Annotated in this window: 25 protein-coding genes and 1 pseudogene; 19 read left to right on the top strand and 7 right to left on the bottom strand. The window is 63.8% G+C overall.

All coding sequences use genetic code 11. From position 1 onward, the window contains the following. Window positions 1–3: 3 nt before the first annotated feature. A complete protein-coding gene (locus tag NKI50_RS03855; RefSeq protein ID WP_352715462.1) occupies window positions 4–561 on the bottom strand; it encodes a sugar O-acetyltransferase in 558 nt (185 codons plus the stop codon). Window positions 562–707: 146 nt separating this feature from the next. On the opposite strand from NKI50_RS03855, the gene NKI50_RS03850 reads away from it, so the two are divergent. From NKI50_RS03850 to NKI50_RS03840, 3 genes are all read left to right on the top strand, one after another. Next, window positions 708–1,169: a DUF4126 domain-containing protein gene (locus NKI50_RS03850; protein WP_352640755.1), complete on the top strand. Its 462-nt coding sequence runs from the start codon at window positions 708–710 to the stop codon at window positions 1,167–1,169. After that, window positions 1,166–2,542 (top strand): FAD-containing oxidoreductase, encoded by a 1,377-nt coding sequence (locus NKI50_RS03845; protein WP_352482056.1) that lies wholly within the window; start codon window positions 1,166–1,168, stop codon window positions 2,540–2,542. Before NKI50_RS03850 ends, NKI50_RS03845 begins: the two co-directional genes overlap by 4 nt. A 140-nt stretch (window positions 2,543–2,682) precedes the next feature. After that, window positions 2,683–3,732 carry a M14 family metallopeptidase gene (locus tag NKI50_RS03840; RefSeq protein ID WP_352640754.1) on the top strand — a complete coding sequence of 350 codons (1,050 nt, stop codon included), beginning with the start codon at window positions 2,683–2,685 and terminating at the stop codon, window positions 3,730–3,732. Between the two features lie 14 nt (window positions 3,733–3,746). Here NKI50_RS03840 and NKI50_RS03835 read toward each other — a convergent pair whose 3' ends face one another. After that, the gene (locus tag NKI50_RS03835) at window positions 3,747–4,517 is read right to left on the bottom strand and encodes an isocitrate lyase/PEP mutase family protein (protein WP_023719246.1); all 771 of its coding nucleotides are present in this window, start codon (window positions 4,515–4,517) and stop codon (window positions 3,747–3,749) included. Window positions 4,518–4,836: 319 nt separating this feature from the next. Between NKI50_RS03835 and NKI50_RS03830 the strand changes: the two genes are divergently transcribed. Beyond that, window positions 4,837–7,026 (top strand): anthranilate synthase, encoded by a 2,190-nt coding sequence (locus NKI50_RS03830; protein WP_352640752.1) that lies wholly within the window; start codon window positions 4,837–4,839, stop codon window positions 7,024–7,026. Between the two features lie 32 nt (window positions 7,027–7,058). Beyond that, a complete protein-coding gene (locus NKI50_RS03825; protein WP_502897764.1) occupies window positions 7,059–7,988 on the top strand; it encodes a cation diffusion facilitator family transporter in 930 nt (309 codons plus the stop codon). 221 nt (window positions 7,989–8,209) lie between these two features. Here the strand turns inward: NKI50_RS03825 and NKI50_RS03820 are convergent, their stop codons facing one another. Next, window positions 8,210–9,310: a hypothetical protein gene (locus NKI50_RS03820; RefSeq protein WP_352715457.1), complete on the bottom strand. Its 1,101-nt coding sequence runs from the start codon at window positions 9,308–9,310 to the stop codon at window positions 8,210–8,212. A 103-nt stretch (window positions 9,311–9,413) separates the two neighbouring features. Here NKI50_RS03820 and NKI50_RS03815 point away from each other — a divergent pair, with 103 nt between their 5' ends. The 4 genes and pseudogenes from NKI50_RS03815 to NKI50_RS03800 all read left to right on the top strand — a co-directional run bounded on the left by NKI50_RS03815 (window position 9,414) and on the right by NKI50_RS03800 (window position 12,348). Then, window positions 9,414–9,866, top strand: coding sequence for a DsrE family protein (locus tag NKI50_RS03815; protein WP_023719252.1), 453 nt, complete (start codon window positions 9,414–9,416; stop codon window positions 9,864–9,866). Between the two features lie 73 nt (window positions 9,867–9,939). After that, complete coding sequence (locus NKI50_RS03810) at window positions 9,940–10,737, top strand: SDR family NAD(P)-dependent oxidoreductase (RefSeq protein WP_352640749.1); 798 nt, start codon at window positions 9,940–9,942, stop codon at window positions 10,735–10,737. Window positions 10,738–10,786: 49 nt separating this feature from the next. Continuing rightward, on the top strand, window positions 10,787–11,092 hold the full coding sequence (locus NKI50_RS03805) for a putative quinol monooxygenase (protein ID WP_352640747.1): 306 nt from the start codon (window positions 10,787–10,789) through the stop codon (window positions 11,090–11,092). A 166-nt stretch (window positions 11,093–11,258) separates the two neighbouring features. Further along, window positions 11,259–12,348 (top strand): annotated as a pseudogene (locus NKI50_RS03800) (AbrB family transcriptional regulator). Between the two features lie 19 nt (window positions 12,349–12,367). Here the strand turns inward: NKI50_RS03800 and NKI50_RS03795 are convergent. Continuing rightward, window positions 12,368–12,682, bottom strand: a complete 315-nt coding sequence (locus tag NKI50_RS03795) for a nuclear transport factor 2 family protein (protein ID WP_352640743.1) — start codon at window positions 12,680–12,682, stop codon at window positions 12,368–12,370. A gap of 591 nt (window positions 12,683–13,273) precedes the next feature. Between NKI50_RS03795 and leuA the strand changes: the two genes are divergently transcribed. The 4 genes from leuA to NKI50_RS03775 all read left to right on the top strand — a co-directional run bounded on the left by leuA (window position 13,274) and on the right by NKI50_RS03775 (window position 18,623). Further along, window positions 13,274–14,950, top strand: coding sequence for a 2-isopropylmalate synthase (gene leuA, locus NKI50_RS03790; protein WP_352640817.1), 1,677 nt, complete (start codon window positions 13,274–13,276; stop codon window positions 14,948–14,950). 142 nt (window positions 14,951–15,092) lie between these two features. Next, complete coding sequence (locus NKI50_RS03785) at window positions 15,093–16,883, top strand: tetratricopeptide repeat protein (RefSeq protein ID WP_352640741.1); 1,791 nt, start codon at window positions 15,093–15,095, stop codon at window positions 16,881–16,883. Window positions 16,884–17,068: 185 nt separating this feature from the next. Beyond that, window positions 17,069–17,872, top strand: a complete 804-nt coding sequence (locus tag NKI50_RS03780) for an alpha/beta fold hydrolase (protein WP_352482044.1) — start codon at window positions 17,069–17,071, stop codon at window positions 17,870–17,872. A 133-nt stretch (window positions 17,873–18,005) separates the two neighbouring features. Continuing rightward, on the top strand, window positions 18,006–18,623 hold the full coding sequence (locus NKI50_RS03775; protein WP_352494772.1) for a hypothetical protein: 618 nt from the start codon (window positions 18,006–18,008) through the stop codon (window positions 18,621–18,623). A gap of 76 nt (window positions 18,624–18,699) precedes the next feature. Here NKI50_RS03775 and NKI50_RS03770 read toward each other — a convergent pair whose 3' ends face one another. Then, a complete protein-coding gene (locus NKI50_RS03770) occupies window positions 18,700–19,644 on the bottom strand; it encodes a metallophosphoesterase family protein (RefSeq protein ID WP_352494797.1) in 945 nt (314 codons plus the stop codon). A gap of 53 nt (window positions 19,645–19,697) precedes the next feature. Between NKI50_RS03770 and NKI50_RS03765 the strand changes: the two genes are divergently transcribed. Further along, the gene (locus NKI50_RS03765) at window positions 19,698–20,195 is read left to right on the top strand and encodes an NUDIX domain-containing protein (protein ID WP_352642764.1); all 498 of its coding nucleotides are present in this window, start codon (window positions 19,698–19,700) and stop codon (window positions 20,193–20,195) included. Window positions 20,196–20,288: 93 nt separating this feature from the next. Beyond that, window positions 20,289–20,762: an ABZJ_00895 family protein gene (locus tag NKI50_RS03760; RefSeq protein WP_352642763.1), complete on the top strand. Its 474-nt coding sequence runs from the start codon at window positions 20,289–20,291 to the stop codon at window positions 20,760–20,762. Window positions 20,763–20,772: 10 nt separating this feature from the next. On the opposite strand, the gene NKI50_RS03755 is transcribed toward NKI50_RS03760, so the two are convergent. Then, a complete protein-coding gene (locus tag NKI50_RS03755) occupies window positions 20,773–21,762 on the bottom strand; it encodes a glutathione S-transferase family protein (protein WP_352642761.1) in 990 nt (329 codons plus the stop codon). Between the two features lie 272 nt (window positions 21,763–22,034). Between NKI50_RS03755 and NKI50_RS03750 the strand changes: the two genes are divergently transcribed. From NKI50_RS03750 to NKI50_RS03735, 4 genes are all read left to right on the top strand, one after another. Next, window positions 22,035–22,571: a GNAT family N-acetyltransferase gene (locus tag NKI50_RS03750; RefSeq protein ID WP_352642759.1), complete on the top strand. Its 537-nt coding sequence runs from the start codon at window positions 22,035–22,037 to the stop codon at window positions 22,569–22,571. 63 nt (window positions 22,572–22,634) lie between these two features. Then, complete coding sequence (locus NKI50_RS03745) at window positions 22,635–23,396, top strand: 3-hydroxyacyl-CoA dehydrogenase (RefSeq protein WP_352642757.1); 762 nt, start codon at window positions 22,635–22,637, stop codon at window positions 23,394–23,396. Then, window positions 23,368–24,174, top strand: coding sequence for a HugZ family pyridoxamine 5'-phosphate oxidase (locus NKI50_RS03740; protein ID WP_198030492.1), 807 nt, complete (start codon window positions 23,368–23,370; stop codon window positions 24,172–24,174). The genes NKI50_RS03745 and NKI50_RS03740 overlap by 29 nt, the downstream gene beginning before the upstream one ends. A 173-nt stretch (window positions 24,175–24,347) precedes the next feature. Next, window positions 24,348–24,686 carry an ArsR/SmtB family transcription factor gene (locus tag NKI50_RS03735; RefSeq protein WP_023719268.1) on the top strand — a complete coding sequence of 113 codons (339 nt, stop codon included), beginning with the start codon at window positions 24,348–24,350 and terminating at the stop codon, window positions 24,684–24,686. A 122-nt stretch (window positions 24,687–24,808) separates the two neighbouring features. Here the strand turns inward: NKI50_RS03735 and NKI50_RS03730 are convergent, their stop codons facing one another. Next, complete coding sequence (locus tag NKI50_RS03730; RefSeq protein ID WP_352715448.1) at window positions 24,809–25,813, bottom strand: L,D-transpeptidase family protein; 1,005 nt, start codon at window positions 25,811–25,813, stop codon at window positions 24,809–24,811. Between the last annotated feature and the right edge of the window lie 72 nt (window positions 25,814–25,885).

The following is a 25,885-nucleotide window of genomic DNA, read 5'->3' as shown; positions in this document are numbered from 1 at the left end:
GGCTCACCCGCTCCTGATTACCCGTGCCGGATTGCCGACCACCGTGGTGTTCGCCGCCACGTCGCGCGTCACCACGGCACCGGCGCCGACGATGGCGCAATCGCCGATCCTGACCCCGCCGAGGATGATGGCACCACCGCCGATCCAGGCATTGTCGCCGATCTCGACCGGCCTGGCGATCTCCAGCCCTGCCCGTCGCCCCGCAGCCTGCTTGTGGTGCTCGGCGCAATAGATCTGCACATTCGGGCCGAGCAGCGTTCCCTTGCCGATGCGCACTGGCGCCGTATCGAGAATAGTGCAGCCGGCATTGAGGAAGACGCGGTCGCCGAGAAAGATGTTGAAGCCATAAGCGCAGTGGGACGGCGCTTCGATCCGGGCGCCCTCGCCTGCAGCGCCGAGCAGCGCCCGCAAGGCAGGCCCGATATCGCCGCGCTGTCGTGGTGGCAGGCTGTTGTGCTCGAACACCGCGTCGCGTGCCGTGATCCGCAGCGCCTCCAGTTCCGGGTCGAGGCAGCAATACCACTCGCCCGCCGCCATTTTCGTGCGTTCGCTCCCCGTCATGGCCGCAACTCCAGTCTCAATCTTTGCCAAGCACAACTGGTGAAAATACGGAAGCGCCGGCGGCGACACCACCTCTGGTCAAATACCGGACCTATGGTAGCTTGCTCTCTCGGACCTGTCCCAAGCCGGCCATCGAGGGATCAATCATGCTGTACATTCTTGCACTCCTGATTGGCATCGTTGCCGGGCTTCGCGCCATGACAGCGCCCGCCGCGGTCGCCTGGGGCGCCTGGCTAGGCTGGTTGCCGGTCACCGGCACCTGGGCGAGTTTCATGGGCCACTGGATCGCCGTCGGCATCTTCACCATCCTGGCCATCGCCGAACTGGTCACCGACCAGCTGCCATCGGCGCCGAGCCGCAAGGTGCCGCAGCAATTCGGCACGCGCATCGTCTCGGGCGCTTTCACCGGCGCGGTGATCGGCGCCACCGGCGGCGCCACCATCGGCGGCCTGATCGCCGGCGCCGTCGGCGCGGTGATCGGCACGCTGGGCGGCGCCGAGGCGCGTAAACGCCTGGCCACCGCCTTCGGCAAGGACCCGCCCGCCGCCCTCATCGAGGACGCGGTGGCGATCGTCGGCGGACTTCTGATCGTGGCGGCGGTGGCATGACGGCAAAGACATTCGACGCCATCATCGTCGGTGCCGGGCAGGCCGGCCCACCGCTTGCCGGCCGGCTGAATGCGGCCGGCATGAGCGTGGCGCTGATCGAGCGAAAGCTGGTCGGCGGCACTTGCGTCAACACCGGCTGCACGCCGACCAAAACGATGGTGGCAAGCGCCTATGCCGCGCATCTCGCCCGCTGCGCCGCGGACTATGGCGTGACGCTCTCCGGTCCCGTCGGCGTCAACTACAAGGCGATCAAGGCGCGCAAGGACAAAGTCTCGAACGACGCTCGCGGCAATCTCGAAGACTGGATTGCCGGCATGGACAAATGCACGCTCTATCGCGGCCATGCGCGCTTCGTGACCGCCAATACGGTGCGCGTCGGCGACGATCTGCTGAGCGCCGAAAAGATATTCCTCAACACCGGTGGCCGCGCCTCGGTGCCCGATCTGCCCGGCATCGACGGCATTTCTTACCTGACCAATTCGTCGATGATGGATCTCGACGTGCTGCCGCGCCATCTCATCGTCGTCGGCGGCAGCTATGTCTCGCTCGAATTCGCGCAGATGTTCCGCCGCTTCGGTTCCGAAGTCACGGTCATCGAAAAGAGCCCGCGCCTGATCGGCCGCGAGGACGATGACGTCTCGGACGCCATTTTGTCGATCCTCGAAAACGAAGCCATTGCCGTCCATCTCGGCGCCGACGATATCCGCTTCGCCAGGCGAGGCAACGAAATCGCCGTGACCTTCTCGCCAGGCAAGGCGGCTGCGGTCGGCTCGCATGTGCTGCTGGCCCTGGGCCGCACGCCAAACACCGACGATCTCGGCCTCGACAAAGCCGGCGTCGAGGTCGACAAACGCGGCTTCATCGTCGTCGACGACCAGCTGCGCACCAGCGTGCCCGGCATCTGGGCGATGGGCGACTGCAACGGCAAGGGCGCCTTCACCCACACCTCGTACAATGACTACGAGATTGTCGCCGCCAACCTGCTCGACAACGATCCGCGCAAGGTCAGCGACCGCATCGAGGCCTATGCGCTCTATATCGACCCACCACTCGGCCGCTGCGGCATGACCGAAGCCGCGGTAAGGAAATCCGGCCGCCGCGCCCTTGTCGGCCAGCGGCCAATGACCCGCGTCAGCCGTGCCGTCGAAAAAGGTGAGACGCAAGGCTTCATGAAGATCCTGGTCGATGCCGACACCAAGGAAATCCTCGGCTGTTCGGTGCTCGGCCCGGGTGGCGACGAGGCAGTGCACTGCGTGCTCGATCTGATGTATGCCAAGGCGCCGGTCAGTACGCTGGCGCGCGCGGTGCACATCCACCCGAACGTCTCGGAGCTTCTGCCGACCATCGCCCAGGAATTGAAGCCGCTGGCATAGGCCGGGCGCAGGCGTTATCTCGCGATCCTTTGAGCGCCAGGCCCGGATAGAGCCGTGCGCCCATAGCGCGAAAAGCTGGACCAATCGACAGTGTATTGGCGAAAGGGCATGTGTTCGGTCTCGTTTCCTGGAGACAGTCCATGCAGAAATCCATCGAACGCATCGCCGGCGACAGCGAGGGCGTTTCCTACGAATTCCCCGTCTTCCGCTTCACCGGAACGGACAAGACAGCGCCTTCGGCCTATCTGCAGGCGGCACTTCATGCCGGCGAATTGCCGGGCGTCGTTGCCATCGATGCGCTGATGCCGATGCTCAGCAGGGCGGAAGCCGAAGGCCGCATCAGCGGCAATATGACCATCGTGCCCTGGGCCAATCCGATCGGCCGCGCGCAATATCTCTATGGCGACCATCAGGGCCGCTTCCATCTGGGGACGCGCACCAATTTCAATCGCGGCTTTCCGCGGCTCGCCGCGCCCGACCTCACGCTCCTGCCGGCGCACGGCACGGTCGATCAGCGGCTGAAGACGCGGCTGCTGCAGCTCTCCATCGGCCACGACATCGTGCTCGACCTGCACTGTGACGATGAAGGCCTCGCCTATCTCTACGTCCACACCAGCCTGTGGCCGGCCATGGCGGATTGTGCCGCGGCCATGGGCGTCGATGCGGTGATGCTGTGGCACGAAGACCCCGACGGCACCTTCGAAGGCGCCTCGGTCATGCCGTATCAGAACGTCCCCGCCGACGTCGCGCGCCTGGACCGGCGCGTCGCCACCACCGTCGAATATCGCGGCATACTCGACGTCGACGGCGCCCTCGCCAGCGCCGACGCCGAAGGGCTCTACCGGCTGCTGGTGGCGCGCGGCGTCATCCGGGATCAGGCGCTGCCCGCGTCTGGCAGCTTCGGAGGACTCGTCGCGCCGATCGAAAATATCGAGATGATGCCGGCGCCCCGTTCGGGCGCGATCCTCTACCACGTGAAGCCGAGCGACCGCGTCACCAAGGGTGCGCGCCTTGCCACCATCGTCCACGCGCCGGGTGAGCCCGACGGCCGCACGGAAGTGTTGGCGCCCCAGGCCGGCCTCATCCTGACACGCCGCTCGCGCCGCATAATTCGCGCCGGCGAGGACCTCTTGAAGCTGGTCGGCGACAGGAAGAGTGCCGATGCAAGGTCGGGGACGCTGGAGGACTGACGCAACCCGCCAGGCTACCCCGAAATCGCCTGTCGCGCCTTGGACTCCAGCCATTCGGCCATCTGCCGGTAAGGCACCGGACCATGGCTCACGCGGGCGACGCCGAGTTCGGCAAGCCTCTGGCGCGGCGGCACATGCGCCAGTGCAATGATGTTGACCGGCAATGCCGTTGCCTGGCAGAGCGCCTCGATCAGGCCTTCATCGGCAAGCCCCGGCGCAAAGAAGCCATGCGCTCCGGCCCTTTCGTAGGCGTGCGCCCGCTCGATCGCCTGATCGAGGAGAGCCTTGTCGTGCGCATCCGGTTTCGCCTTCAGGAAAATGTCGGTTCGGGCGTTAATGAAGGCCGGAATACCCGAGGTCTTCACGGCCGCCGCGGCGGCTTCGATCCGCCTCACCTGTATGGCGATGTCGTGCAGCCCACTGCCGCCGACAATCTGATCCTCGAAATTAAAGCCGACGGCTCCAGCCTGCACGGCGAGCCCCACGCTGCGGGCGACAACCTCCGGAGCGACCCCGTAACCGCCCTCGAGGTCCATGGTTACCGGCAGATCCACCGCCGCAACGATGCGTTTGATGTTTTCGAGCGCCAGTTCCAACGGGATTTTCTCGCCATCGGCGAATCCGAAAGCGGCCGCGACCGGCCAGCTTCCGGTGGCGATGGCCTTGGCCCCTGCTTGCGCGATGATCTTGGCGGAGCCTGGGTCCCAGGCATTGTAGAGGACAATCGGGTTGCCCTTGACATGGAGGGAATGGAACGTCCGTGCGCGGTCGATCTGCTCGGTCATCGATGTTTTCCCGTCTTCCTGCTGTTTGATGCAGAGTCTAGGCAGGACTGCCGGTCTTGGCCATGTGCCATGGGTTGCGAAAGCAGCAGCCACCCCACAGACTTTCAAACCTGTTGCGCATACCGCTTTTCGCGGCTATGGATTTCGCCATGAATATGCGTTCGATCAAGACCATTTGGTGGTGGGCTCGCTGACAGCGGCCTGTTCGAACGCGTTCGCGTGACAATAGAAGGTGGCCGCAGCGGAATGTCCGGGCGGCCATTTGTTTTTTCAAGCCATTCCCGGGTCCGTTGCCCCAAAGACGCTGATGGAGACGGCAATGACGACGAAAATTCTGGAGAATGGCGCCGAGCGCTTCGTCACCGCGGGTGGCGTGGTGATTACCCGCCAGCGCCATGACCGGCCTTACGAGGGCGCGATCGACGGCTACGTCGATGGCCTGAATTCGCGCCGCGGCGCCGTGTTCTCCTCGAATTACGAATATCCCGGCCGCTATACGCGCTGGGATACCGCCATCATCGATCCGCCGCTGGTGATCTCGGCACGCGGCCGCGCCATGCGCATCGAGGCACTGAACCGCCGTGGCGAGGTGCTTTTGCCGGTGATCGGTACGGTGCTTGCCGGCCTTGACGACGTCACGATCGCCGAGACGTCGAACAAACTCATCCGCCTCGAGGTCGCCAAGCCCGGCCGTGTCTTCACCGAAGAGGAACGCAGCCGCGTTCCCTCCGTGTTCACCGTGCTGCGCGCCATCACCGCTTTGTTCAAAACCGAGGAAGACGCCAATCTCGGCCTCTATGGCGCCTTCGGCTACGACCTCGCCTTCCAGTTCGATCCGGTCGACTACAAGCTCGAGCGCAAGCCAAGCCAGCGCGATCTCGTGCTGTTCCTGCCCGACGAGATCCTCGTCGTCGACCATTATTCGACCAAGGCCTGGACCGACCGCTACGACTATTCCGGCGACGGCTTTTCGACCGAAGGCCTGCCGCGCGACGAAATCGTCGAGCCGTTCAGGACCGCCGACCGCATCCCGCCGCGCGGTGACCACGAGCCCGGCGAATATGCCAAGCTGGTGCGCAAGGCGATGAAGAGCTTTGAGCGCGGCGACCTGTTCGAAGTGGTGCCGGGGCAGATGTTCTACGAACGCTGCGAAACCCAGCCCTCCGAGATTTCCCGCAAGCTGAAGAGCATCAATCCCTCGCCCTATTCCTTCTTCATCAATCTCGGCGAGGGCGAATATCTGATCGGCGCCTCGCCGGAAATGTTCGTTCGCGTCAACGGCCGCCGCGTCGAGACCTGCCCGATCTCCGGCACTATCAAGCGCGGCGACGATGCCATTTCCGATAGCGAGCAGATCCTCAAGCTGCTCAATTCCAAGAAGGACGAGTCCGAACTCACCATGTGCTCGGATGTCGACCGCAACGACAAGTCGAGGGTCTGCGAGCCGGGCTCGGTGCGCGTCATCGGCCGTCGCCAGATCGAGATGTATTCGCGCCTGATCCACACCGTCGACCACATTGAGGGACGGCTGCGCGAAGGCATGGACGCCTTCGACGCCTTCCTGTCGCATGCCTGGGCCGTCACCGTCACCGGCGCGCCGAAATTATGGGCCATGCGCTTCATCGAGCAGAACGAGAAGAGCCCGCGCGCCTGGTATGGCGGGGCGATCGGCATGGTCAATTTCAACGGTGACATGAACACCGGCCTGACGCTTCGCACCATCCGCATCAAGGACGGCATTGCCGAGGTGCGCGCCGGCGCCACGCTGCTCTTCGACAGCATACCCGAAGAAGAAGAAGCCGAAACCGAACTGAAGGCATCCGCCATGATCTCCGCCATCCGCGACGCCAAGTCAGGCAATGCCGCCAGCACCGAACGCAGCACCGCGCGGGTCGGCGATGGCGTCAACATCCTGCTGGTCGACCACGAGGACTCCTTCGTCCACACGCTGGCCAATTATTTCCGCCAGACCGGCGCCAATGTCTCGACGGTGCGCACGCCGGTGCCGGACGAGGTCTTCGACCGGCTGAAGCCCAACCTGGTCGTGCTGTCGCCCGGCCCCGGCACGCCGAAGGACTTCGACTGCGCCGCCACCATCAAGCGAGCCCGTGCGCGCGACCTGCCGATCTTCGGCGTCTGCCTCGGGCTGCAGGCGTTGGCCGAGGCCTATGGCGGCGAATTGCGGCAATTGCACATCCCGATGCATGGCAAGCCGTCGCGCATCCGCGTGTCGAAGCCGGGCATCATCTTCTCCGGCCTGCCCAAGGAGGTGACGGTCGGCCGCTATCATTCGATCTTTGCCGATCCGGTGCGGCTGCCCGATGGTTTTGTCGTCACCGCCGAGACCGAGGACGGCATCATCATGGCCTTCGAGCACCGCAAGGAGCCGATCGCCGCTGTGCAGTTCCACCCGGAATCGATCATGACGCTCGGCCACAATGCCGGCATGCGCATCATCGAGAACATCGTCGCGCACCTGCCGCGCAAGGCCAAGGAAAAGGCCGCTTAATTCGAGGGCTCAGTGTTGGGATTTCTTCCCCAGTGACCGCGGCAGAAATCAAAGCAGCCGCCAGGCAGAAGGTCGCCAGCCTCGCTTTCTGGTCGATCGTCGTCGCCTTCGTCGTGCTCGGCCTCAAGCTGGTGGCCTGGTACGTCACCGGTTCGGTTGCGCTTTATTCGGACGCGCTGGAATCGATCGTCAACGTCATTGCCTCGGCCGCCGCCTATTGGGCGATCCAGGTCAGCTACAAGCCAGCCGACCAGGACCATCCGTTCGGCCACCACAAGGCCGAGTATTTCTCGGCCGTCCTGGAAGGCGTGCTGATCGTGCTTGCCGCCCTGCTGATCCTTAATGAGGTCTGGTGGTCGTGGCAGCATCCGGCCCCGCTCGAACAGCCATGGACCGGCCTTGCCGTCAACGGCGTCGCAACCGTCATCAACGCCGTCTGGGCCTTGACGTTGATCCGCACCGGACGGAGTGAAAAATCACCGGCGCTGGTTGCCGACGGCAGGCATATCATGACCGACGTAGCGACCTCGGTCGGTGTCTTCATCGGCCTGGTCGGCGCCGTGCTGACCGGCTGGCAGGTTCTCGATCCGGCTCTTGCGGTGATCGTGGCGCTGAACATCCTGTGGCAAGGCTGGCACGTCATCGGCTCGTCGATGAACGGGCTGATGGACCGCGCCGTCGATACCCAGGAACATATCCGTATCCGCGACATCATCTCTGCCAATTGCAAGGGCGCGCTCGAGGTCCACGACCTGAAGACGCGCATCGCCGGCCGCGCCACCTTCATCGAGTTCCATCTGGTCGTCGACGCCGACATGTCGGTCGGCGCCAGCCACGTCATCTGCGACCGCATCGAGGACGCACTGCAGGCAGAGATCCCTTCCGTCCGCGTCATCATCCATGTCGAGCCCGACGACGAAGCGAAACTGCCCAAGGGCACGACGGCCGTGCCGTTCGCGTGAAGCAATTCGCGCAGAAAAATCGCTCAGTCGTGATCCTTCGCGCCCCCCTCTGTCCTGCCGGACATCTCCCCCACAAGTGGGGAGATTGGCAGCTTCAGCGCGCCGCTCACTCCGGCGACGATGGTGATTGGCGAAAGCGGCGGTAACGGCCGATCTCCCCCCAAGTGGGGGAGATGTCCGGCAGGACAGAGGGGGGCGCTGTCCCTCCAGCATTGCGGTTGCTACAGCCCGCAGGCGGCCTGCGGCATCGGCTCCAGCCGGTAGACCTTGTCGTCGGAGCTGGTGTCGCCTTCCGCCGCCTTCGAGCACAGATCGACGATCGGCAGGCCGCTGTTCGGGTTGCCCAGCATCATCGTGCCGTTGGCGCCGCGGCGAAGAAAGACCTCCTTTTGCGCGATATCGCAGGAGGCACCACCCGTCTTCGCGCTCGCCGCGCAGCGCCACTGGTCGCCCTCGCCCTGGCAGTTATAGACCTGCGTGACCTTGGCCGATTTCTGCCGTGTGGTGACCGAAACGGCGATATCGGCGCCGCTTGGCCAATTGGCCGGATCGCCAGCCCCGGCGAAAGACGCCAGCTCGACCGGTCCGCGATAAACCCGGATCGTCTGGGTCAGCTGATCGGGATGCGAGCCGAGATGCGCGGCATCGTAGTCACGCCCGTAGCAGAAGGCCTGGTCCGGCTTCAGCCGCTCGCGCAATGGCGGGCCAAGTGCCGGATCGATCGGGTCGATGCGGGCGAACTCCGCCTTGCAAGTCGCGGCCGGCATCGGGTCGAGCTTGAAGCCGTTGTCGTCCTTGCCCAACGCCTGCCTTTCGTACTCCGCCTTGCCGAGCTCGTCTTCCGATCCGGCGTCGAGATAGAGATCGGGCTGCACGTCCGAGACGATCAGCCGGCCCTTGTCGTCGACCTTCAGCGAAGCCATGGTGCGATCGCAGTCCATGCCGCAACGGATCGGACTGGTTTTGCCGTCCTCCGATTCATGGCTGCACCAACCGCCGAGCCATTCCGGCGCCTTGGCGCCGCGTACCGTCGTCGCCATGAAGCCATTGTAGGAGGAATCGATGCCGGTGCTTGGCTCCTCGTTTGGCCGGCTGACCGGATCGCGGCCGTAATAGAAGAAGATGCGCGTCACCTTCTGGTGTGGATGCGACTTGAGATGCGCGGCGTCGTAGACGCGGCCGAAACAGGCGTCCTTGCCGTCGGGGCTGAGCTCGGTGAGTTTGAGCGTGTCGTCGGCGAAAGCAGTGCCGGCGACGGCGGCAAGCAAGGCAACCCCAAGCCCGGCGCCCACAATGGTCCCCATTATGGTCCTCGACGTCATGCTACCCCCTCCATTGCCCCGACAAGACGTGGCTTCAATTTATGCTAGGATCGAGGCCGAGGCCACGCAATTTGCGCGGGCCGGCTAAATGGGAGATGAAGCCATGCGACGCCGCGATATTTTCCGCGTCGGTCTTGCCGGGGCCGCCGGGCTTTTCGGGCTGCGCCCCACCAAGGCGGCAGCCATTGAAGTCAAGCCCGTCGAAGAGGAAAGGCAAAAGGTCGCCTATCACCTCAGCGATCTCGACAAGGTCAATTTCGTGCTCGGCAACATCAAGAACCACTTCGAAGGTACCGACGGCAAGGTCGACATCGCGCTTGTCGTGCACGGCCCAGCACTTGCCGCCTTCAAGTCGAAGGGCATATCCGCCGCCATTTCCGGGCGTTTCGCCGGCCTTGTCCAGGACGGGCTCAGCCCGCACGCCTGCGCCAATACCATGCACGGCATGGATATCGGCCTGGCCGACCTGCTCGACGGCTTCCATGCAGCCGACAGAGGCGGTGTCGTCAAGCTCGCCGAATTGCAGCGCCAGGGCTACGCCTATCTCAGGCCATAGGCTTTTACGGACTTGAACGCGAGGACTGCGAGGGCCTACGAAGAGCAGGCCGAGTCCCCCGGAGGAATAAGACGTGCCAGCCACCACCACCCTTGTCAGCCCCTCTCTGGTCATCCCCGACCTTGCCGGAAAGGCGGTGCTGGTCACCGGCGCATCGACCGGCATCGGCGCGGCGCTTGCACTTGCCTATGCCGCGCAGAAATGTCGCGTCGCACTGCACTACAATTCGAGCCGGGTGGCTGCCGAAAACTTGGCGGCGACCATTCGCAACGGTGGCGGCGACGTGTTCCTGACCCACGGCGATTTCTCGATCCCCGCCGATGTCGAGCGCGTCGTCGAGGACAGTGCGCAACATTTCGGCCGGCTCGACGGCCTCGTCAACAATGCCGGCGGCATGCTCGGCCGCGTGCCCTATGCCGAGCAGACCGAGGCGCATTACGACGCGGTGATGGACCTCAACGCCCGTTCGGTGCTGACAGCTTCGCGCAAGGCAATCCCATGGCTGAAGCGGCAGGGCGGCTTCATCGTCAACACCTCGTCGATCGCCGCGCGCAACGGCGCCGGTGGCGGCGCCGGCCTTTACGGCTCCGCCAAGGCCTTCGTCTCCAACGTCACGCGCGGCATGGCCAAGGAGCTGATCGGTTTCAACATCCGCGTCAACGCGGTGGCGCCCGGCACGATCGCGACACCTTTCCACGAGCGCTACTCGACCGACGACCAGATGAAAGGCATGATCGCCACCATCCCGCAGGGCCGCGCCGGCACCGCCGAGGACTGCGTTGGCGCCTATCTGTTCCTCTCCTCCGATCTGTTGAGCGGCTACATCACCGGCCAGGTGATCGAGGTGAATGGCGGCCAGTTGATGCCGTAGACGGCGAACTGCATACTCCTGGTTGCGTAATCTCAACGGAGCAAAGCGAATGTACGGACTGATCGGCAAGATGCGGGCGACGCGCGGCCAGCGCGACGCGGTCATGGAGGTCCTGCTCGCCAGCACCGGCGCCATGCCCGGCTGCCTGAACTACATCATCGCCACCGACCCGGCCGACGCCGACGCGATCTGGGTGACCGAAGTGTGGACCGACGCCGAAAGCCACAAGGCTTCGCTGCAGCTGCCCGAAGTCCAGGCGGCAATCGCCAAGGCACGGCCGATCATCGCCGGGTTCGAGTTCCAGGTGGAGACGCATCCTGTTGGTGGGTTTGGGTTGCCGGCGAAGGCGGAATAGAGGGAGAGGCCGGCGGGACAGCGCCCCCCTCTGGCCTGCCGGCCATCTCCCCCTCAAGTGGGAGATTGAATGTCACTTCGGCCTTCGTGGTCCTATTACCACCCAAGCCCTTTTCCCCCCGCAAAAAGGGTTCGCATTTTTTCGCGACCGGTCTAAGAGCCGATCTATGGATTCTTCCCCGAACCCGCCGGCCATCGAGCATCTGGCGCGGATCCACAAGGGCTGGCAGTGGCCGGTCCTGGTGGTGGTCTCGGTGCTGTTTGCCGGCGCGCTGGAACTCGCCAACCTGCCCGCCGCACTGCTGATCGGGCCGATGCTGGCTGCCATCGCTGCCGGCACCAACGGCGCCACGGTGCGCGTGCCGCGGGTTCTGTTCGGCTCCGCCCAGGCGGTCGTCGGCTGCCTGATCGCCAGTTCCATCTCGGCCGATATCTTTCCCGTCTTCTACAAGGAATGGCCGCTATTCCTCGGCGTCGTGATGGCGACCGTCGCGGCATCCAGCCTGCTCGGCTGGCTGATCAGCCGCTGGCGCATCCTGCCCGGCACCACCGCGGTCTGGGGCTCGTCGCCGGGCGCCGCCACCGCCATGGTGCTGATGGCCGGTGCCTTCGACGCCGACCAGCGCCTCGTCGCCTTCATGCTCTATCTGCGCGTCATCTGCGTCTCGATGACGGCAGCCCTGGTGGCCAAGCTTTGGGTCGACACCTCAGGCATCGAGGTGCCGGCCATCGTCTGGTTCCCGCCGGTCGACCCGCAGGGCTTGGCCGCAACATTCGGCGTGGCGCTGGTCGGCGGCCTCGCCGGAAAGCTTTTTCCGGCTGCCGTCGCCGTTTTTCCTCGGCACCTTCATTTTCGGCACCGTGATCCATCTCGGGCTCGGCGTGACCATGCAGCTGCCGCCCTGGCTGCTCGCCTTGAGCTATACGATAATCGGCTGGAGCATCGGCCTGAATTTCACCAGAGCCATCTTGCGCCACGCGGCCCGCGCGCTGCCGCAGATCGTCGGCTCGATCATTGCCCTGATCGTCTTTTGCGGCGGCCTCGCCTTCCTGATCAGCCGCCTGCTCGGCATCGATCCGCTGACCGCCTATCTGGCGACCAGCCCCGGCGGCATGGACAGCGTCGCTATCATCGCCGCCGCCGCGCAGCATGTCGACATCTCCTTCGTCATGGCGCTGCAATCGGCACGCTTCCTGATTGTGCTTCTGGTCGGCCCAAGCGTGGCGCGGCTGGTGGCGAGAAGCCTTCGGGAGTAAAGACCAGCCGGGCAGCGCGTCAGCTGATCACCAGGCTGGAGATGCGCTCGCCGTCCAGGGTGAACGCCATGTCGCCCTCGCCGTTGAAGCCGTTGCCTGTGACGGCAATGCGCACGTGATAGCTCTCGCCCGCCGGAGCAACGCGAACGATGCTGAGCCTGGACTGCACGCCGATATTGTCCGACTGGTTCCAGCGCGCAATCTGCTCGCGGCCCTTGAACGACCGGCCCCAGTCGCTCAGGAAGGCGTCGGGCGTGAAACTGTCCAGGAAGGCTTCGCTATCGCCGGCATTGGTGGCTTCGACAAAGCGGCGGATCGGATCGGGTGTGGTCATGTTTCCTCCTGGGAGGTGCCGGAAATAAAAAACCCGCCTCGACGGCGGGTCCTCGGCGCCAATCAGCACCATAGCCAGATTAGTAGCATAGCTGCCGGCACAAAGCAAGAACAAAGTTGCCCCACCCTCAACTTTGAATGTTGGCGAAAACCAAGGCGACATCCAATCTCCCCCTTGCGGGGGGAGATCGGCAGCTTCTGCGACGGCGAGGCTCCCACTTGCCTCGCTTTGCCCGCTCCTGTATGAAATCCGCCATGAGCCCGCGCGCCACCTCTTTTGCGTCCCGCCCGACCGGCATTGCCGGCCAGACCGTTCGCGCGCTTGCCTCCACCCTGCTGCTTCTCGGCCTTATCGGCGATCGCCGGGTTCGCTGAAGGAGCGCCCGGCGGTCGAATTGCCGCTCACGCGCACGCTCCTTGGCCAGTCACAAATTGGCACGTCACATCAAGCGAACGAAATTCTGGTAAAGGCGCCGCTCGCCACCAATCCGCCTGAAGCTGGATCCGCGAGCCGCCGGGAGAAACGACGATGAACGCACGAGAAGATATCCGCCTGAATGTAGAGGAAATCAGCAAGCCTGCGGTAAAGGGCATGCCGGACGCCGCCCGCAAATACCAGCCCTATCCGACCGTCGGCCTTGCCGATCGCACCTGGCCTTCGAGAGTGATCGACAAGGCGCCGATCTGGTGCTCGGTCGACCTGCGCGACGGCAACCAGGCGCTGATCGATCCGATGGGCCAGGAACGCAAGGCGCGCATGTTCGCCCTGCTGCTCGACATGGGCTTCAAGGAGATCGAGATCGGCTTCCCGTCGGCCTCGCAGACCGACTTCGATTTCGCCCGCTGGTGCATCGAACAAGGCAACGTGCCCACCGACGTCTCGCTGCAGGTGCTGGTGCAGTGCCGGCCGGAACTGATCACCCGCACTTTCGAGGCGCTCAAGGGTGCCACCAACCCGATCGTCCATTTCTACAATTCGACCAGCGAGCTGCAGCGCCGCGTCGTCTTCGAGAAAGACGTCGCCGGCATCAAGCGGATCGCCACCGATGCGGCCAAGATGATCACCGACATGGCGGCGAAGGCCGGCGGCGGCTATCGTTTTGAATATTCGCCGGAGAGTTTTACCGGCACCGAGCTCGAAGTGGCGCTGGAGATCTGCAACGCCGTCACCGAAATCGTCCAGCCGACGGCGGAAAACAAGCTGATCATCAACCTGCCCTCCACGGTCGAGATGTCGACGCCCAACATCTATGCCGACCGCATCGAATGGATGTGCCGCAATCTCGACAACCGCGAGAACCTGTTGATCTCGCTGCATCCGCACAACGACCGCGGCACCGGCATCGCCACCACCGAACTCGGCCTGATGGCGGGCGCCGACCGCGTCGAAGGCACGCTGTTCGGCAATGGCGAGCGCACCGGCAATGTCGACATCGTCACGCTGGCGCTCAACATGTACACGCAAGGCGTCGATCCCGGGCTCGACTGCTCTGACATCAACCGCATGAAGGACGTCTACGAATACTCCAACCAGCTGAAGATCCCCGAGCGCCATCCCTATGTCGGCGAGCTCGTCTACACCGCCTTTTCCGGCTCGCACCAGGACGCCATCAACAAGGGCATGAAGGCGCTGCGCAAGGCCAACACGCCGCACTGGGAGGTGCCCTACCTGCCGATCGACCCGGCCGATGTCGGCCGCAGCTACGAAGCCATCATCCGCATCAACTCGCAGTCCGGCAAGGGCGGTATCGCCTATGTGCTGCATGCGGATTACGGCCTCAACCTGCCGCGCAACCTGCAGATCGAGTTCAGCCAGGCCATCCAGGCGATCACCGACGCCGAAGGCAAGGAGGTGCCGGCCAAGCGCATCTACGAGCGCTTTCTCGACACCTATGTCGACCAGCCCGGCGCGCGGCTGAAGTTCCTCGACCACCACACCTACCCCGACACCGAGGTCAAGGGCCGGCGTGTGGTCGAAGCGGTGATCCTCGACGGGGGCAAGGAGGTGACCATATCCGGCACCGGTACTGGCCCGATCGACGGCTTCGTCGATGCGCTGTCGCGCCACGTCGGGGTGCCGATGTCGGTGCTCGATTATTCCGAGCATTCCATGCAGCGCGGCTCGAATGCCTCGGCCATTTCCTATGTCGAGATGGAACATCCGGGCGGCAAGCTGTTCGGCGCCGGCATCAACACCAATATCGTCGCCGCCTCGCTCGAAGCCGTGGTTTCGGCCGCCAACCGCATCGTCGGCCGGAAGGGCGGCTAGCCGAAACTGCCAGGCCCGCGCCATCAGCCACCGGATATTTATCCGGTGGGTACGCTATCGCACCATAAGCACATGCTTGTAAGGCGGCGCCAGCGCTATATGATCGTACCTCAACCTGTGCCGAATTCGAAGGGATCGACACTTGCAGCATACCACGCCTGCCGCCCCCGCAGTGCGCGAAACGTTGGAGCGATTGCTTGCCAGCGAAACGTTCGGACGATCCGAGCGCGCGCGCAAGCTGCTCCGCTACCTGGTCGAGCGCGAGCAGGCAGGCGAAGCCGATAGGCTCAAGGGCTTCTCTATAGCGATGGACGTCTTCGGCAAGGACGGCGATTTCGATCCGTCGACCGATGCGGTGGTGCGGGTGCAGGCCGGCAGGCTGCGCGAGCTGCTGCAGCAGTACTTCGCCAACGAGGGCGTTGCCGAACCGGTTCGCATCGCCATTCCGCGCGGCGGCTATGTTCCATCCTACGAACTCAATGCCATTCGCTTGCCGGCGGAGGCCGAGGCAGAGAGCAAGCCGCAGCCGGCGACAGAGGACGCGGCGACAACCGCCCCGCCCGGATCGCTCGAGGATGCCCGCAACCGGGCACATCCGGCTGCGTTGCTGAGCGTTCCAGCGCTCACCCCCGCCGCACCGTCACTGCAGCGCCATTTGCAGTTCTTCTGGCTGGCGATCGCGCTGGTCATCCTCATGCTGGGTGTGCTGATCCTTCGCCAGGGCAGCGTGGTATTGCTGACCGGCGGCGACACGGCGGTCGAGACCGCGGTGGCGACCGGCAGCATAGCGGCCCCTCCAGTTGAAAACCTCCCCCAAATCTACATCACCATCAAGGCCGACAGCGACCTGGCTCGCCGCGTTGCCGCATCGCTGCGCGCCGGCCTTAGCGGCTTCGATACCATCAACTTCATCGGTCGTGATGCCGACAGCCCGCCCGATCCACTTACCGACGCCGCCAGCTTCGTGTTCGATGTCCTGCCCGGGCCGCGCAGCGGCGACACTATGCTCGAGCTGCAGAGCGTGGCGACCGGCCGCGTGCTGCTGTCACGCAACCTGACCGCCGGCGACAGCGCAAACACCGCTATCGAGGACCAAATCTCCGGCATTTTGAGCTCGGCTCTTCCCGCCTCGGGCACGATCTACAATTACATCGAGCAGAGCGGCATCCAGACCGGGCTGACGGCGTGTCTGGTGCTCAACGGCAAATATTATCTCGACCAGAACGCGCAGACGCACGAAGCCGCCTACCGCTGCCTCGAAGATCTTGCCAACCGGGAGGCGAAGTCGTCGCTCGTCTATTCGGAACTCGCGTCCTTGCATCTGGAGGCGGTCACCGACCATTACCCCTACCCCGCCGACGCGACGATGGAAAAGGCGATGATGTTTGCCCATCGCGCCATCCAGATGGGCCCCACCAGCCCCTATGCGCACCGCGCCCTTGGTTATCTCAATTCGCGCATCGGCAATTCCGAGGAATCGATCCGCTGGATGCGCAAGGCCTACGAACTCAATCCTTACGATCTCGCAATGGCCGCCGCCTATGGCTACGGGCTCGTTTTCGCCGGCAGGTACAGCGAGGGCACCCCGATCCTTGCTCACGCGGTGGATATCGCCAGCGCCCATCCGACATGGTGGGATTACGGGCTGTTCGCAGGAGAGTTCATGATGGGCGACATGAACAAGGCGACGCTTGCCAGCGACGGCTTGCGAACGACGGAAATGAAATCGCATTATCTGGCGGCGCGGCTGATCGGTGCCAACGCTGCCGGCCGCGAAAAGCTGGCAAGCAGGCTGCTGCAGGAACTGACGACCAAATTCCCGAAATTCGCAGCCGATCCGCGTGCAACGTTCGTCGAGCGAAGATATCCCGCCGATCTGACCAACCGGCTGGTAGAGGCCCTGCGCGCCGCCGGGCTTGGCGGTGCCAGCTGACGTCTTCCGGCGCGCGAACGACGTCAGCTGATCGCGAAAATTTTACTGGCCATCCGCACGGCCAAAGCGCAATTCAGACACGATTGAACCGGCCCAAACCCATCGCGGCATAAAGACCAATCGCGGCACAAAGACTGATCCCCCCGGCATCCGGACTGATCCCGGCACAAACCCATTAAGTTTGCATGACCCGATCCCTTTACGCTGCCGAACGGGGCACCGGCCCGACGACGATTGTCTTCCTGCATGGCTTCGGTGGCTGCCACGACGACTGGCGCGATGTGGTCGCGTCCCTGGCGCCCGGCGCGCGGACCTTGGCCTATGATCTGCCGGCTCACGGGCTGTCGCTCGATTTTCCGGACGGCGGTCCGGCCAGGATCGCAGCCAGTGCCGTCCTTGCGGACCTTTCCGCACGCGGGATAAAGCGGGCCCATCTCGTCGGCCATTCGATGGGCGGCGCCGTGGCCGCCCTGATGGCATTGAGCGAGCCCGAAAGAATGGCCTCGCTGACGCTGTTGGCACCGGGCGGTCTTGGTCCTGAGATCAATGGCCCGCTGCTGCGCCGCTACGCCGCCGCTGCCGGCACCGACGAAATCCGCGCCTGCCTTGCCGCCATGTCGGGACCGCAAAGCCACCCCCCGCAGCACCGGGTCGATCTCCTCAACGAGATGCGCCAGCGTCCCGGCCAGTTGGGGACACTTGTCGAGCTCGCAGCTGCAATGACCAGGGATGATCGGCAAGGTGTCATCCCGAGCGAGCGGCTTGAAACGCTGAACATGCCGGTGATGGTGGTTTGGGGGACGGACGACGCGGTGCTGCCTGTCAGCCAAGCGGACGGCCTGCCGAAGCGTTTTCATCTGCACCACGTGCTGGAAGCCGGCCATATGCTGGTCGAGGAAGCGCCCGGCCTGATCGCCGAGGCCATCCGTCGCAATATGCGACGCCGCAGCAGGCGGCTTCGTCCGGGATTCGCCGCTGCGGCGAGCTGATCGGTCTTCGCACACGCACGGCGGCGGCGCTGGTGCTGCTCCAGCGAACCCTTGCCCACCCATCGATCTCGCAAGTGCATTTTGCCGGCGGCTGTGTTAATTCGGTGTTAACCAAACCCGCGAGGCAACGCCGATGAAGGATGCAGGCGAGAACATCACTCAGATCGATCAGTCGCGAAAACTGTCCGATGCCATTCGCGACGTCAAGAACGCCTTCGCCGACCGCGACGACGTCGTCGTCGACATGCGCGAAGCGCATCGCATGCGGCTCGATTTGCTTGCCGCCGAACTCGCCCCGGTGTTCGGCGACGTACCCACCGACATGGACAGTTTCGACTTCGCCGTCTCGTCCGGCCTGCAGCCAAGGCTGTGGATCGACGCCGTCAGCCATGTCGCCATGGGACGCGACCGCCGCACCTACCGCTTTCTCAAGGACACGCGCATCGGCCGCGTCGTGCTCGCCGAGTCGACCGAGATGAAGGTCGTTGCCGATCAGGTGACGCGCTATGTCGCCGAGCGCGTCGTCGAACGCCAGAGGATGATGGAAGGCGGCATCGAGCAGGCCGTCGCCGGCCTGAAACGCGCCCTGGTGGCGGAGGCCGAGCCGCCGCTGCATGTCCCTGCGCGCAGCAACGGCTGGTCGGCCTTCTTCTCGGGCCTGGGCCTGATCGCCGCCGGCGCCCTGGTCGGCCTGGCGATTTCGCTCGTGCTGTTCTGGGACCGCATCGTCGCAATGAAAATCAGCTTCTAGAGCCGTTCAGCGTTTAGCGGAAACGCTGAACGGCTCTATCTCTTTGTTTTGACGCAATTCCGGACGGAAAACCGTTTCACACTTTTCCTGGAATTACTCTAGCCATCGACGCCTCGGCCTCGACGCCAAGCTCCATTGTCTGCAGGTCGCTGGGCGGCAATGCCGGCCCGGTCAGGCCGCGGCGCGTCAGCTTGATCCGCCAATTGTCCTTTTCACCGTCGATGTCGAGCAGATTGTATTGCGCCGGCGCATGCGAACTGCCGGGGGCCTGCCCGGCGGCGGCGACCCCGACCACCGGGATTTTGGCCTTGCGGGCGCCGATGAAGAAGAGCGACGGCACATGCGAATGGCCGTGCAGCACAAGCTCGGCGCCGTGCCGGTGAAGAACCTTGTGGAAGCGCGAGATGCCAAACAGCCGCTTGTTCTGCGAAACGGCGCCGCGCACCGGCGGGTGGTGGATCATGATCACCCGGAACAGGCCGCGCTTGCCTGTGGCGTCGAGCATGTCGCGCAGCCTTTCCGCCTGGCCTTCCAGAAAGAAGCCGTTGGCCATGAACGGAGCCGTGGCGCGCGCCGTGGAGACGCCGATCAGCGCAGCATCGCCGCGCACGCGCAGATAGGGAAAGGTGTTGCGGTCGACCGGCGTATTGACGCCGTCGCCGGTCATCCATGCTGCCCAGGACCGGCAGGTCTTGTCGAAGGCGCCCGGCACATAGGCATCATGATTTCCCGGCACGACCGACACGTCATTGGGCGAGCCCAGCGTCTCCAGCCAGTGCTTGGCCATCTCGATCTCTCCGTCGAGCGCCAGATTGACCAGGTCGCCGGTGATGGCGAGATGGTCCGGCCCGCTGGCCTTCATGTCGGCGACGATCGTGTCGATGACGGCGTCGTGCATGTGGCGGCGGCGGTTACGCTGCCAATTGACGTAACCGACCACGCGCTTGGAGGCGAGATCGCGATAGGTTACATCGGGAAGCGGCCCCAGGTGGACATCGGAAATATGCGCGAGCCTGAACATCTTTTCTTCATAGGCGAGGCGCGCGCGGCTTTCCACTCACGGTTTTGCGGACGATGACGCCGGATCCGGAGCAAGCCCTGCGCCAGACCGGCTGGCCGGGCTTCAGGGCAAGGCTGTTTCACCTGTACTTCGTACTGCGGCGGCCGATGACGCTCGGCGTGCGCGGCTTGATCCACGACCGCCCTTCCAATTCCGTCTTCCTCATCCGCCACACCTATGTCCCTGGCTGGCACCTGCCCGGCGGTGGCGTCGAGTTGGGCGAGACGATGATCGAGGCGCTGACGCGCGAAGTCTTCGAGGAAGGCAACATCGCGCTGACCGGACCGCCGGTGCTGAAATCGCTGCATTTCAACCGCCGCGCCAGCCGCCGCGATCATGTCGGCCTTTATCTGGTCGAGGAGTTCGACCAGCCAGCACCCAAGCTGCCCGACCGCGAGATCGCCGAAGCCGGCTTCTTTCCGCTCGACCGCTTGCCGGAAGGCACGACACCGGCGACGCTGCGGCGGATTGCCGAAGTTTTTGAGGGGAATTCGGCATCGCCTTACTGGTAGATCATCTCTCCAACAGCTTTGGCTGCTTCGGTTTAGGCCGGCAACATCCATTGTTCTCCGAGAGCAATATATATATTAGGCGATAAGAGAAAAATGAAACATAGCCAAAACGACAGGTTTAGAATCGTACTATATATCTCACTTTACACGGTAATTACTGTGACAACAATTCTTGCTACAGCCTTAATTTCGACAATGGTCCTTGGGATAGATCCATCAAGGTTGGAAAAAAGTGGAAGAGGCATCCAGTTCGCAATACAACTTTTTGCGGCATTCGTGACATATTTCGTTTTTATAAAGCGACATGCTCGGCTTTTTACTCGCACTGAATTCTGGAAAATGGTCGGCTTCTCAAGCCTGATAGAAATGGGTTTGGGAATGGCCGTGCTTCTGCTGTCGGGATCGTTTCGCGCAATCCCGCTCCAGATGTCGGTCCAGATCGTCATGATCGGCGGCATCGTGGCGTTCCTGGCAACGTCGCTCGGCTACTCCAATCGATTTGGAAATACCACATTGAAAGCTGATCTCGTCAGAAGGGCAAAGATGGACTCAGAAACCTCCCGCTAGGGCGCCGGTCTCACGCCGCCTTCCTGAACCTGTCGCGGTCGTGCAGCGCGCCATAGTCGAGCTCAGGCCCGACCGGCACGATGCGTGTCGGGTTGATGGTCTCGTGGCTGCCGTAATAGTGCGACTTGATGTGGTGCAAATTCACCGTGCCGGCGACGCCTGGCACCTGGTAGAGGTCGCGCAGATAATTCGACAGGTTCGGATAGTCGGCGATGCGGCGCAGATTGCACTTGAAATGGCCGACATAGACCGGGTCGAAGCGGACCAATGTCGTGAACAGCCGCCAATCCGCCTCGGTGATGCGGCCGCCGACGAGATAGCGCTGCCTTGACAGACGGTCCTCCAGCATGTCGAGGGTCGAGAACAATTCGCCGAACGCCTCCTCGTAGGCTGCCTGCGTGGTGGCGAAGCCGGCACGGTAAACGCCGTTGTTGACCGCGGGATAGACCAGCGCATTGACCGCATCGATCTCGCCGCGCAACGGTTGCGGATAGAAATCGAGCTTGGCATCGCCCCATTCGTCGAAGGCCGAATTGAGCATGCGGATAATCTCGGAGGATTCGTTGGAAACGATGGTCTGCTCGCGTTTGTCCCACAGCACGGGAACGGTGACCCGGCCCGAATAGCCGGGATCGGCCCTGGTGTAGATCTGGTGCAGGAAATCGAGGCCGTAGAGCGTGTCGCCGGTGGCGCCGTCCTCGGCCAGGAACGTCCAGCCGTCGGTTCCCATGAAATGATGGACGACCGCGACGGAAATCACGTCCTCGAGTTTTTTGAGCACGCGAAAGATCAACGTCCGATGCGCCCACGGGCAGGCGAGCGAGACATAGAGGTGGTAGCGGCCGGGCTCGGCCTTGAAGCCACGTTTTCGCCCTTCGGCCGGGAAGCCGTGGCGGGTCACCCAGTCGCGCCACTGCGACCGCGCCCGCACGAATTTGCCGCCGCTCTCCCCGGTATCGTACCAGCGGTCCTGCCATTGGCCTTCGACTAGCAATCCCATGAAATGTCCTTTCGCGTTCCTGCCTGATGTAGGGCATGAAATGGACCTGCCGAAATCGCCAGCGCTGAACAGATCGTCAACAGCTGCGTCGTCGAGCGCAACCGGCCGATTGCGGCGGCTGAAAATTGGTGCTAGCGGACAATCCGCATGTTCGACTTTGCCCTAATCCGGTTCGACCGACGACGAAAGAGCGCCCGCGCTTGATGAAGCGCTGACTGGCGAACGCTGCCGCTTGCAGCAAACCTTTCCTCGCATACCGGAACGCAAAGACCATGAGCCTTGCCGACGTGAAATACCTGCCGGAAACTCCGGCGCATGATCCTGAAATCGAAGCCATCAATGACGAAGCCTTCGGGCCGGGCCGTTTCGTGCTTGCTGCCTACAGGATCCGCCAAGGTGGCCCGCATGAACGGGCTTTGTCCTTCGTGGCCGTCGACGGCGCAACCGTCGTCGCCTCGGTACGGATGACACGCATCGCCGCGGGCGCCGGCCGCGCGCTGATGCTCGGGCCGCTCGCCGTGCAGCCGGCCTTCAAGAACCTCGGCATCGGCCGCCGGCTGGTGGCAATCGCGCTGGAAGCCGCCGCCAGCGCCGGCGCGCCGGCCGTGATGCTGGTCGGCGACGAACCCTATTACGGCCCGCTCGGCTTCAAGAGGCTGCCGCGCGGGCAGATCTCGATGCCGCGTCCGGTCGACCCCGACCGGCTTTTGGCGCACGAGATCGTGCCGGGCGCAGTGGCAAGGCTGGTGGGCGAGGTTTGCCACGCCGACCAGGCAAGGATTGGCGGGCACATCGTGGCGATGGCGTGACCATGCCGGTGCTGTCGCACGGTGGCTTGGCAGCATAGTCTGGGCACGGAGGAGGATGTCGAGATGAACCCGAACGGCCAGATTGCGATCGTCACCGGTGGCGGCTCCGGCCTTGGCGAGGCGACGGCGCGCGCACTTGCCGCCGGCGGCGCCAGGGTTGCCGTCCTCGATCTCGGCATCGAGCGGGCGGCCAAGGTGGCGGCCGACATCGGCGGCATCGCCGTCCGATGTGATGTGAGCGACGCGGAAAGCGGTGCCGCTGCTGTCGCGGAAGTGGCTGAGACGCTCGGCGAGCCGCGCATCCTGGTCAATTGCGCCGGCATCGTTATCGGCATGAAGACGATCGGCAAGGACGGACCACATCCGCTCGACCAATACCGCAAGGTGATCGAGGTCAATCTGATCGGCACCTTCAACATGATCCGCCTGGTTGCCGACCGGACCGCGAAGCTCGAGCCGCTGCAGGGCGGCGAGCGCGGCGTCATCGTCAACACCGCATCGGTCGCCGCCTATGACGGCCAGATCGGCCAGGCGGCCTATTCGGCATCCAAAAGCGGCGTCGTCGGCATGACGCTGCCGGTGGCGCGCGATCTCGCCCGCTCCGGCATTCGCGTCTGCACCATCGCGCCCGGCATCTTCAGGACGCCGATGATGGCCGGCATGCCGCAGGAGGTGCAGGATTCGCTCGGTGCGGCAGTGCCCTTCCCTTCCCGTTTGGGCGAGCCTTCGGAATATGCCGCACTTGCCTTGCACATCATCGAGAACCAGATGCTCAACGGCGAGACCATTCGCCTCGATGGCGCCATCCGCATGGCGCCGAAGTAAACGCGACGGTGGTGCTTTGGACGAACCCAGGAAAGACGTGATCCGCGCGACCGACGCCGAGGCGATCAGGCTGGCAAAGACGCTGATCCGCAGCGCCCGTTTCGGCGCGCTGGCAGTGCTCGAGCCAGGAACCGGTTCGCCGCTGGCCAGCAGGGTCGGTGTCGCCACCGACATCGACGGCACGCCATTGATCCTGGTGTCGATGCTGTCCGCCCATACCGGCGCTATCCTTGCCGACCCGCGCTGCTCGCTGCTCGTCGGCGAACCCGGCAAGGGCGATCCGCTGGCGCATCCGCGATTGACGCTCGTCTGCCGCGCCGTACGGCTCGAACGCGGATCGAACGAACACGCCCGCGCCGAGCGGCGCTACCTCAACCGCAATCCCAAGGCGAAGCTCTATGCCGGGCTCGGCGACTTCTCGATCTTCCGGCTCGAACCGGAGCGCGCCAGCCTGAACGGCGGCTTCGGCAAGGCCTATCTGCTCGAACGCGCCGATCTGGTCGCGACGGGAGCAATCGTTGAAGAGCTTGCCGCCGGCGAGCAATCGGCACTCGACCACATGAACGCCGACCATCTCGATGCGATTGCCCTCTACGCAAGTCATTTCGGCGGGGCCGAGCGCGACGGCTGGATCGTCACCGGCTTCGACGCCGACGGGATGGATCTCGTATCCGGCGACAATGTCTGCCGGGTCTTTTTTCCCAATCCGCTGCAGGCGGCACGCGACCTCAGGCCTGTCCTGGTCGACATGGCAAAGGCTGCCCGATCGGCAAATTGATCACAGCCGCACAGTTAATCGGCTTGCATGGAAAGCAAGCCTTGAGATTTGAGCGAAATGTTCTACCTTTGCGAGTGACGCTGAATCGCTGGCGTGCATCTATAGGGAAAGTCTATGGAATCCGACGCTATTGCCCCCATAGCGGCGGATGAGCAGGAAGGCATGGGGGATCTATGGTCTCGAACAAGCTAGTCGCCAACGCCGGAGCCGCGGCCGCGTTTCTGACGCTGATGGGCAACGAAAAACGTTTGTTGATCATGAGCTATCTGGCCGAGGGCGAAATGTCGGTCGGCGCCATAGCCGAGAAAGTGTCGCTCAGCCAATCCGCTTTGTCGCAGCATCTGGCCAAGCTCAGGGCTTCCGACCTTGTCGAGACCCGTCGCGACCGGCAAATGATCTATTATTCCTGCAAATCCGGCGCGGTACGCGAACTGCTGCACATGCTGGACGGCATTTTCGGCGAAGGTGAACTGTCGCAGATGGCTCACCGGCTGCGTCGCGCCGGGACCTGATTGGCCGGGGCGGAGAACGCCCCGCCAAGTCCGTTTGGTCGCCAAGTCCGTTTGGCCGGCAAGTCCGTTTGGCCGGCAAGTCCGTTTGGCCGGCAAGTCCGCTTTGCTGCCAAGTCCGCCTGCTACTGAGCGCGCTCTTCGGCGGCCTGCGCAATCTCGTCCTTGAACTCGACCTTCGTGCCAGGCTGCACCATGGAGGCGAGGTCTTCGGCATCCCAATTGGTCAACCGGATGCAGCCATGGGAAAAGGTCGTGCCGATCTTGCCCGGTTCCGGCGTGCCGTGGATGCCGTAGCTTTCGATGGAAAGATCGATCCAGACCGATCCCACCGGATTATTCGGCCCGGCAGCGATAGTGAAGGGCCGCTTGGTCTTGACCCCCTTGAAAGCGAAGTCCGGATCATAGTGATAGGTAGGGTTGTGCACCACGCGCTTGACCTCTGCCGTGCCGCTTGGCGCCGGTTTCTCGTCGCTCCCAATCGAGGCGGGGTAGACCGCCAGCCATTTGCCGGCACGGTCGAGCACACGCACCAGGCGAGCGCCCTTGTCGATCTCGACGGCGGCAACCCCGGCGGCAGGGTCGCCCCTGCCGACATCAGGCACCACCAACGTCCTGCCTGGTTTCCTGAGACTGGTGCCAGGATTAAGCATTCTCAACAATTGTTCGCTGATATGGAAGCGCTCGGCCAACTTCTCCACCGCATTGCGGTAACCGAGCCGCCGCAAGCGGGCCATCCTCTCCAAGCGGGCCGGAATACGCTTGGTGAAAGGTCCGCGCACGTCCTTGCGCATCACCTCATAGGTCACCAGCACCGGCCTGGCGGAGGTTGCGATGAGTTTGCTCCAGGTCTGTGGATCGAGCTTGCCGTCGGGCGGAAGTCCGTTTGCCGCCTGAAACGCGGCGACGGCCTTGGCGAAGTTCTGGGAAAGACGACCGTCGATCAGGCCCGGCGAGAAGCGGGCGCGATCCAGAAGGATCTGCGCCTTCAGCAGCATCGGATCGACACCCTTCGGTTCGCCCATAGTGAATTGGGCCTGATTGACGGTGGCTGGATCGAGCTTGGCTGCGCGAGCCACGCCGCATGCGAGGGCAAGCGTGGCGGCGAAGACGAGGAGGAGCCTGATCATCGATGTCCTCCCAGGACTGCAGCAGGAGCCCGCTTCTATGACGCGGCATGGCCCTGTGTGGTTCCTTCGCCC

This window comes from Mesorhizobium sp. M0563 (genome assembly GCF_040321065.1).
GTDB lineage: Bacteria > Pseudomonadota > Alphaproteobacteria > Rhizobiales > Rhizobiaceae > Mesorhizobium.
Note: the sequence above shows the minus strand (reverse complement) of the source record. Positions and strands in the feature narration are given on the sequence as shown.

Coding starts and splice junctions, on each gene's coding strand:
- NKI50_RS03855 (WP_352715462.1), bottom strand. CDS start 561: ATGACGGGGAGCGAACGCACGAAAATGGCGGCGGGCGAGTGGTATTGC.
- NKI50_RS03850 (WP_352640755.1), top strand. CDS start 708: ATGCTGTACATTCTTGCACTCCTGATTGGCATCGTTGCCGGGCTTCGC.
- NKI50_RS03845 (WP_352482056.1), top strand. CDS start 1,166: ATGACGGCAAAGACATTCGACGCCATCATCGTCGGTGCCGGGCAGGCC.
- NKI50_RS03840 (WP_352640754.1), top strand. CDS start 2,683: ATGCAGAAATCCATCGAACGCATCGCCGGCGACAGCGAGGGCGTTTCC.
- NKI50_RS03835 (WP_023719246.1), bottom strand. CDS start 4,517: ATGACCGAGCAGATCGACCGCGCACGGACGTTCCATTCCCTCCATGTC.
- NKI50_RS03830 (WP_352640752.1), top strand. CDS start 4,837: ATGACGACGAAAATTCTGGAGAATGGCGCCGAGCGCTTCGTCACCGCG.
- NKI50_RS03820 (WP_352715457.1), bottom strand. CDS start 9,310: ATGACGTCGAGGACCATAATGGGGACCATTGTGGGCGCCGGGCTTGGG.
- NKI50_RS03815 (WP_023719252.1), top strand. CDS start 9,414: ATGCGACGCCGCGATATTTTCCGCGTCGGTCTTGCCGGGGCCGCCGGG.
- NKI50_RS03805 (WP_352640747.1), top strand. CDS start 10,787: ATGTACGGACTGATCGGCAAGATGCGGGCGACGCGCGGCCAGCGCGAC.
- NKI50_RS03795 (WP_352640743.1), bottom strand. CDS start 12,682: ATGACCACACCCGATCCGATCCGCCGCTTTGTCGAAGCCACCAATGCC.
- leuA (WP_352640817.1), top strand. CDS start 13,274: ATGCCGGACGCCGCCCGCAAATACCAGCCCTATCCGACCGTCGGCCTT.
- NKI50_RS03780 (WP_352482044.1), top strand. CDS start 17,069: ATGACCCGATCCCTTTACGCTGCCGAACGGGGCACCGGCCCGACGACG.
- NKI50_RS03775 (WP_352494772.1), top strand. CDS start 18,006: ATGAAGGATGCAGGCGAGAACATCACTCAGATCGATCAGTCGCGAAAA.
- NKI50_RS03770 (WP_352494797.1), bottom strand. CDS start 19,644: ATGTTCAGGCTCGCGCATATTTCCGATGTCCACCTGGGGCCGCTTCCC.
- NKI50_RS03765 (WP_352642764.1), top strand. CDS start 19,698: ATGACGCCGGATCCGGAGCAAGCCCTGCGCCAGACCGGCTGGCCGGGC.
- NKI50_RS03760 (WP_352642763.1), top strand. CDS start 20,289: ATGAAACATAGCCAAAACGACAGGTTTAGAATCGTACTATATATCTCA.
- NKI50_RS03755 (WP_352642761.1), bottom strand. CDS start 21,762: ATGGGATTGCTAGTCGAAGGCCAATGGCAGGACCGCTGGTACGATACC.
- NKI50_RS03750 (WP_352642759.1), top strand. CDS start 22,035: ATGAGCCTTGCCGACGTGAAATACCTGCCGGAAACTCCGGCGCATGAT.
- NKI50_RS03745 (WP_352642757.1), top strand. CDS start 22,635: ATGAACCCGAACGGCCAGATTGCGATCGTCACCGGTGGCGGCTCCGGC.
- NKI50_RS03740 (WP_198030492.1), top strand. CDS start 23,368: ATGGCGCCATCCGCATGGCGCCGAAGTAAACGCGACGGTGGTGCTTTG.
- NKI50_RS03735 (WP_023719268.1), top strand. CDS start 24,348: ATGGTCTCGAACAAGCTAGTCGCCAACGCCGGAGCCGCGGCCGCGTTT.
- NKI50_RS03730 (WP_352715448.1), bottom strand. CDS start 25,813: ATGATCAGGCTCCTCCTCGTCTTCGCCGCCACGCTTGCCCTCGCATGC.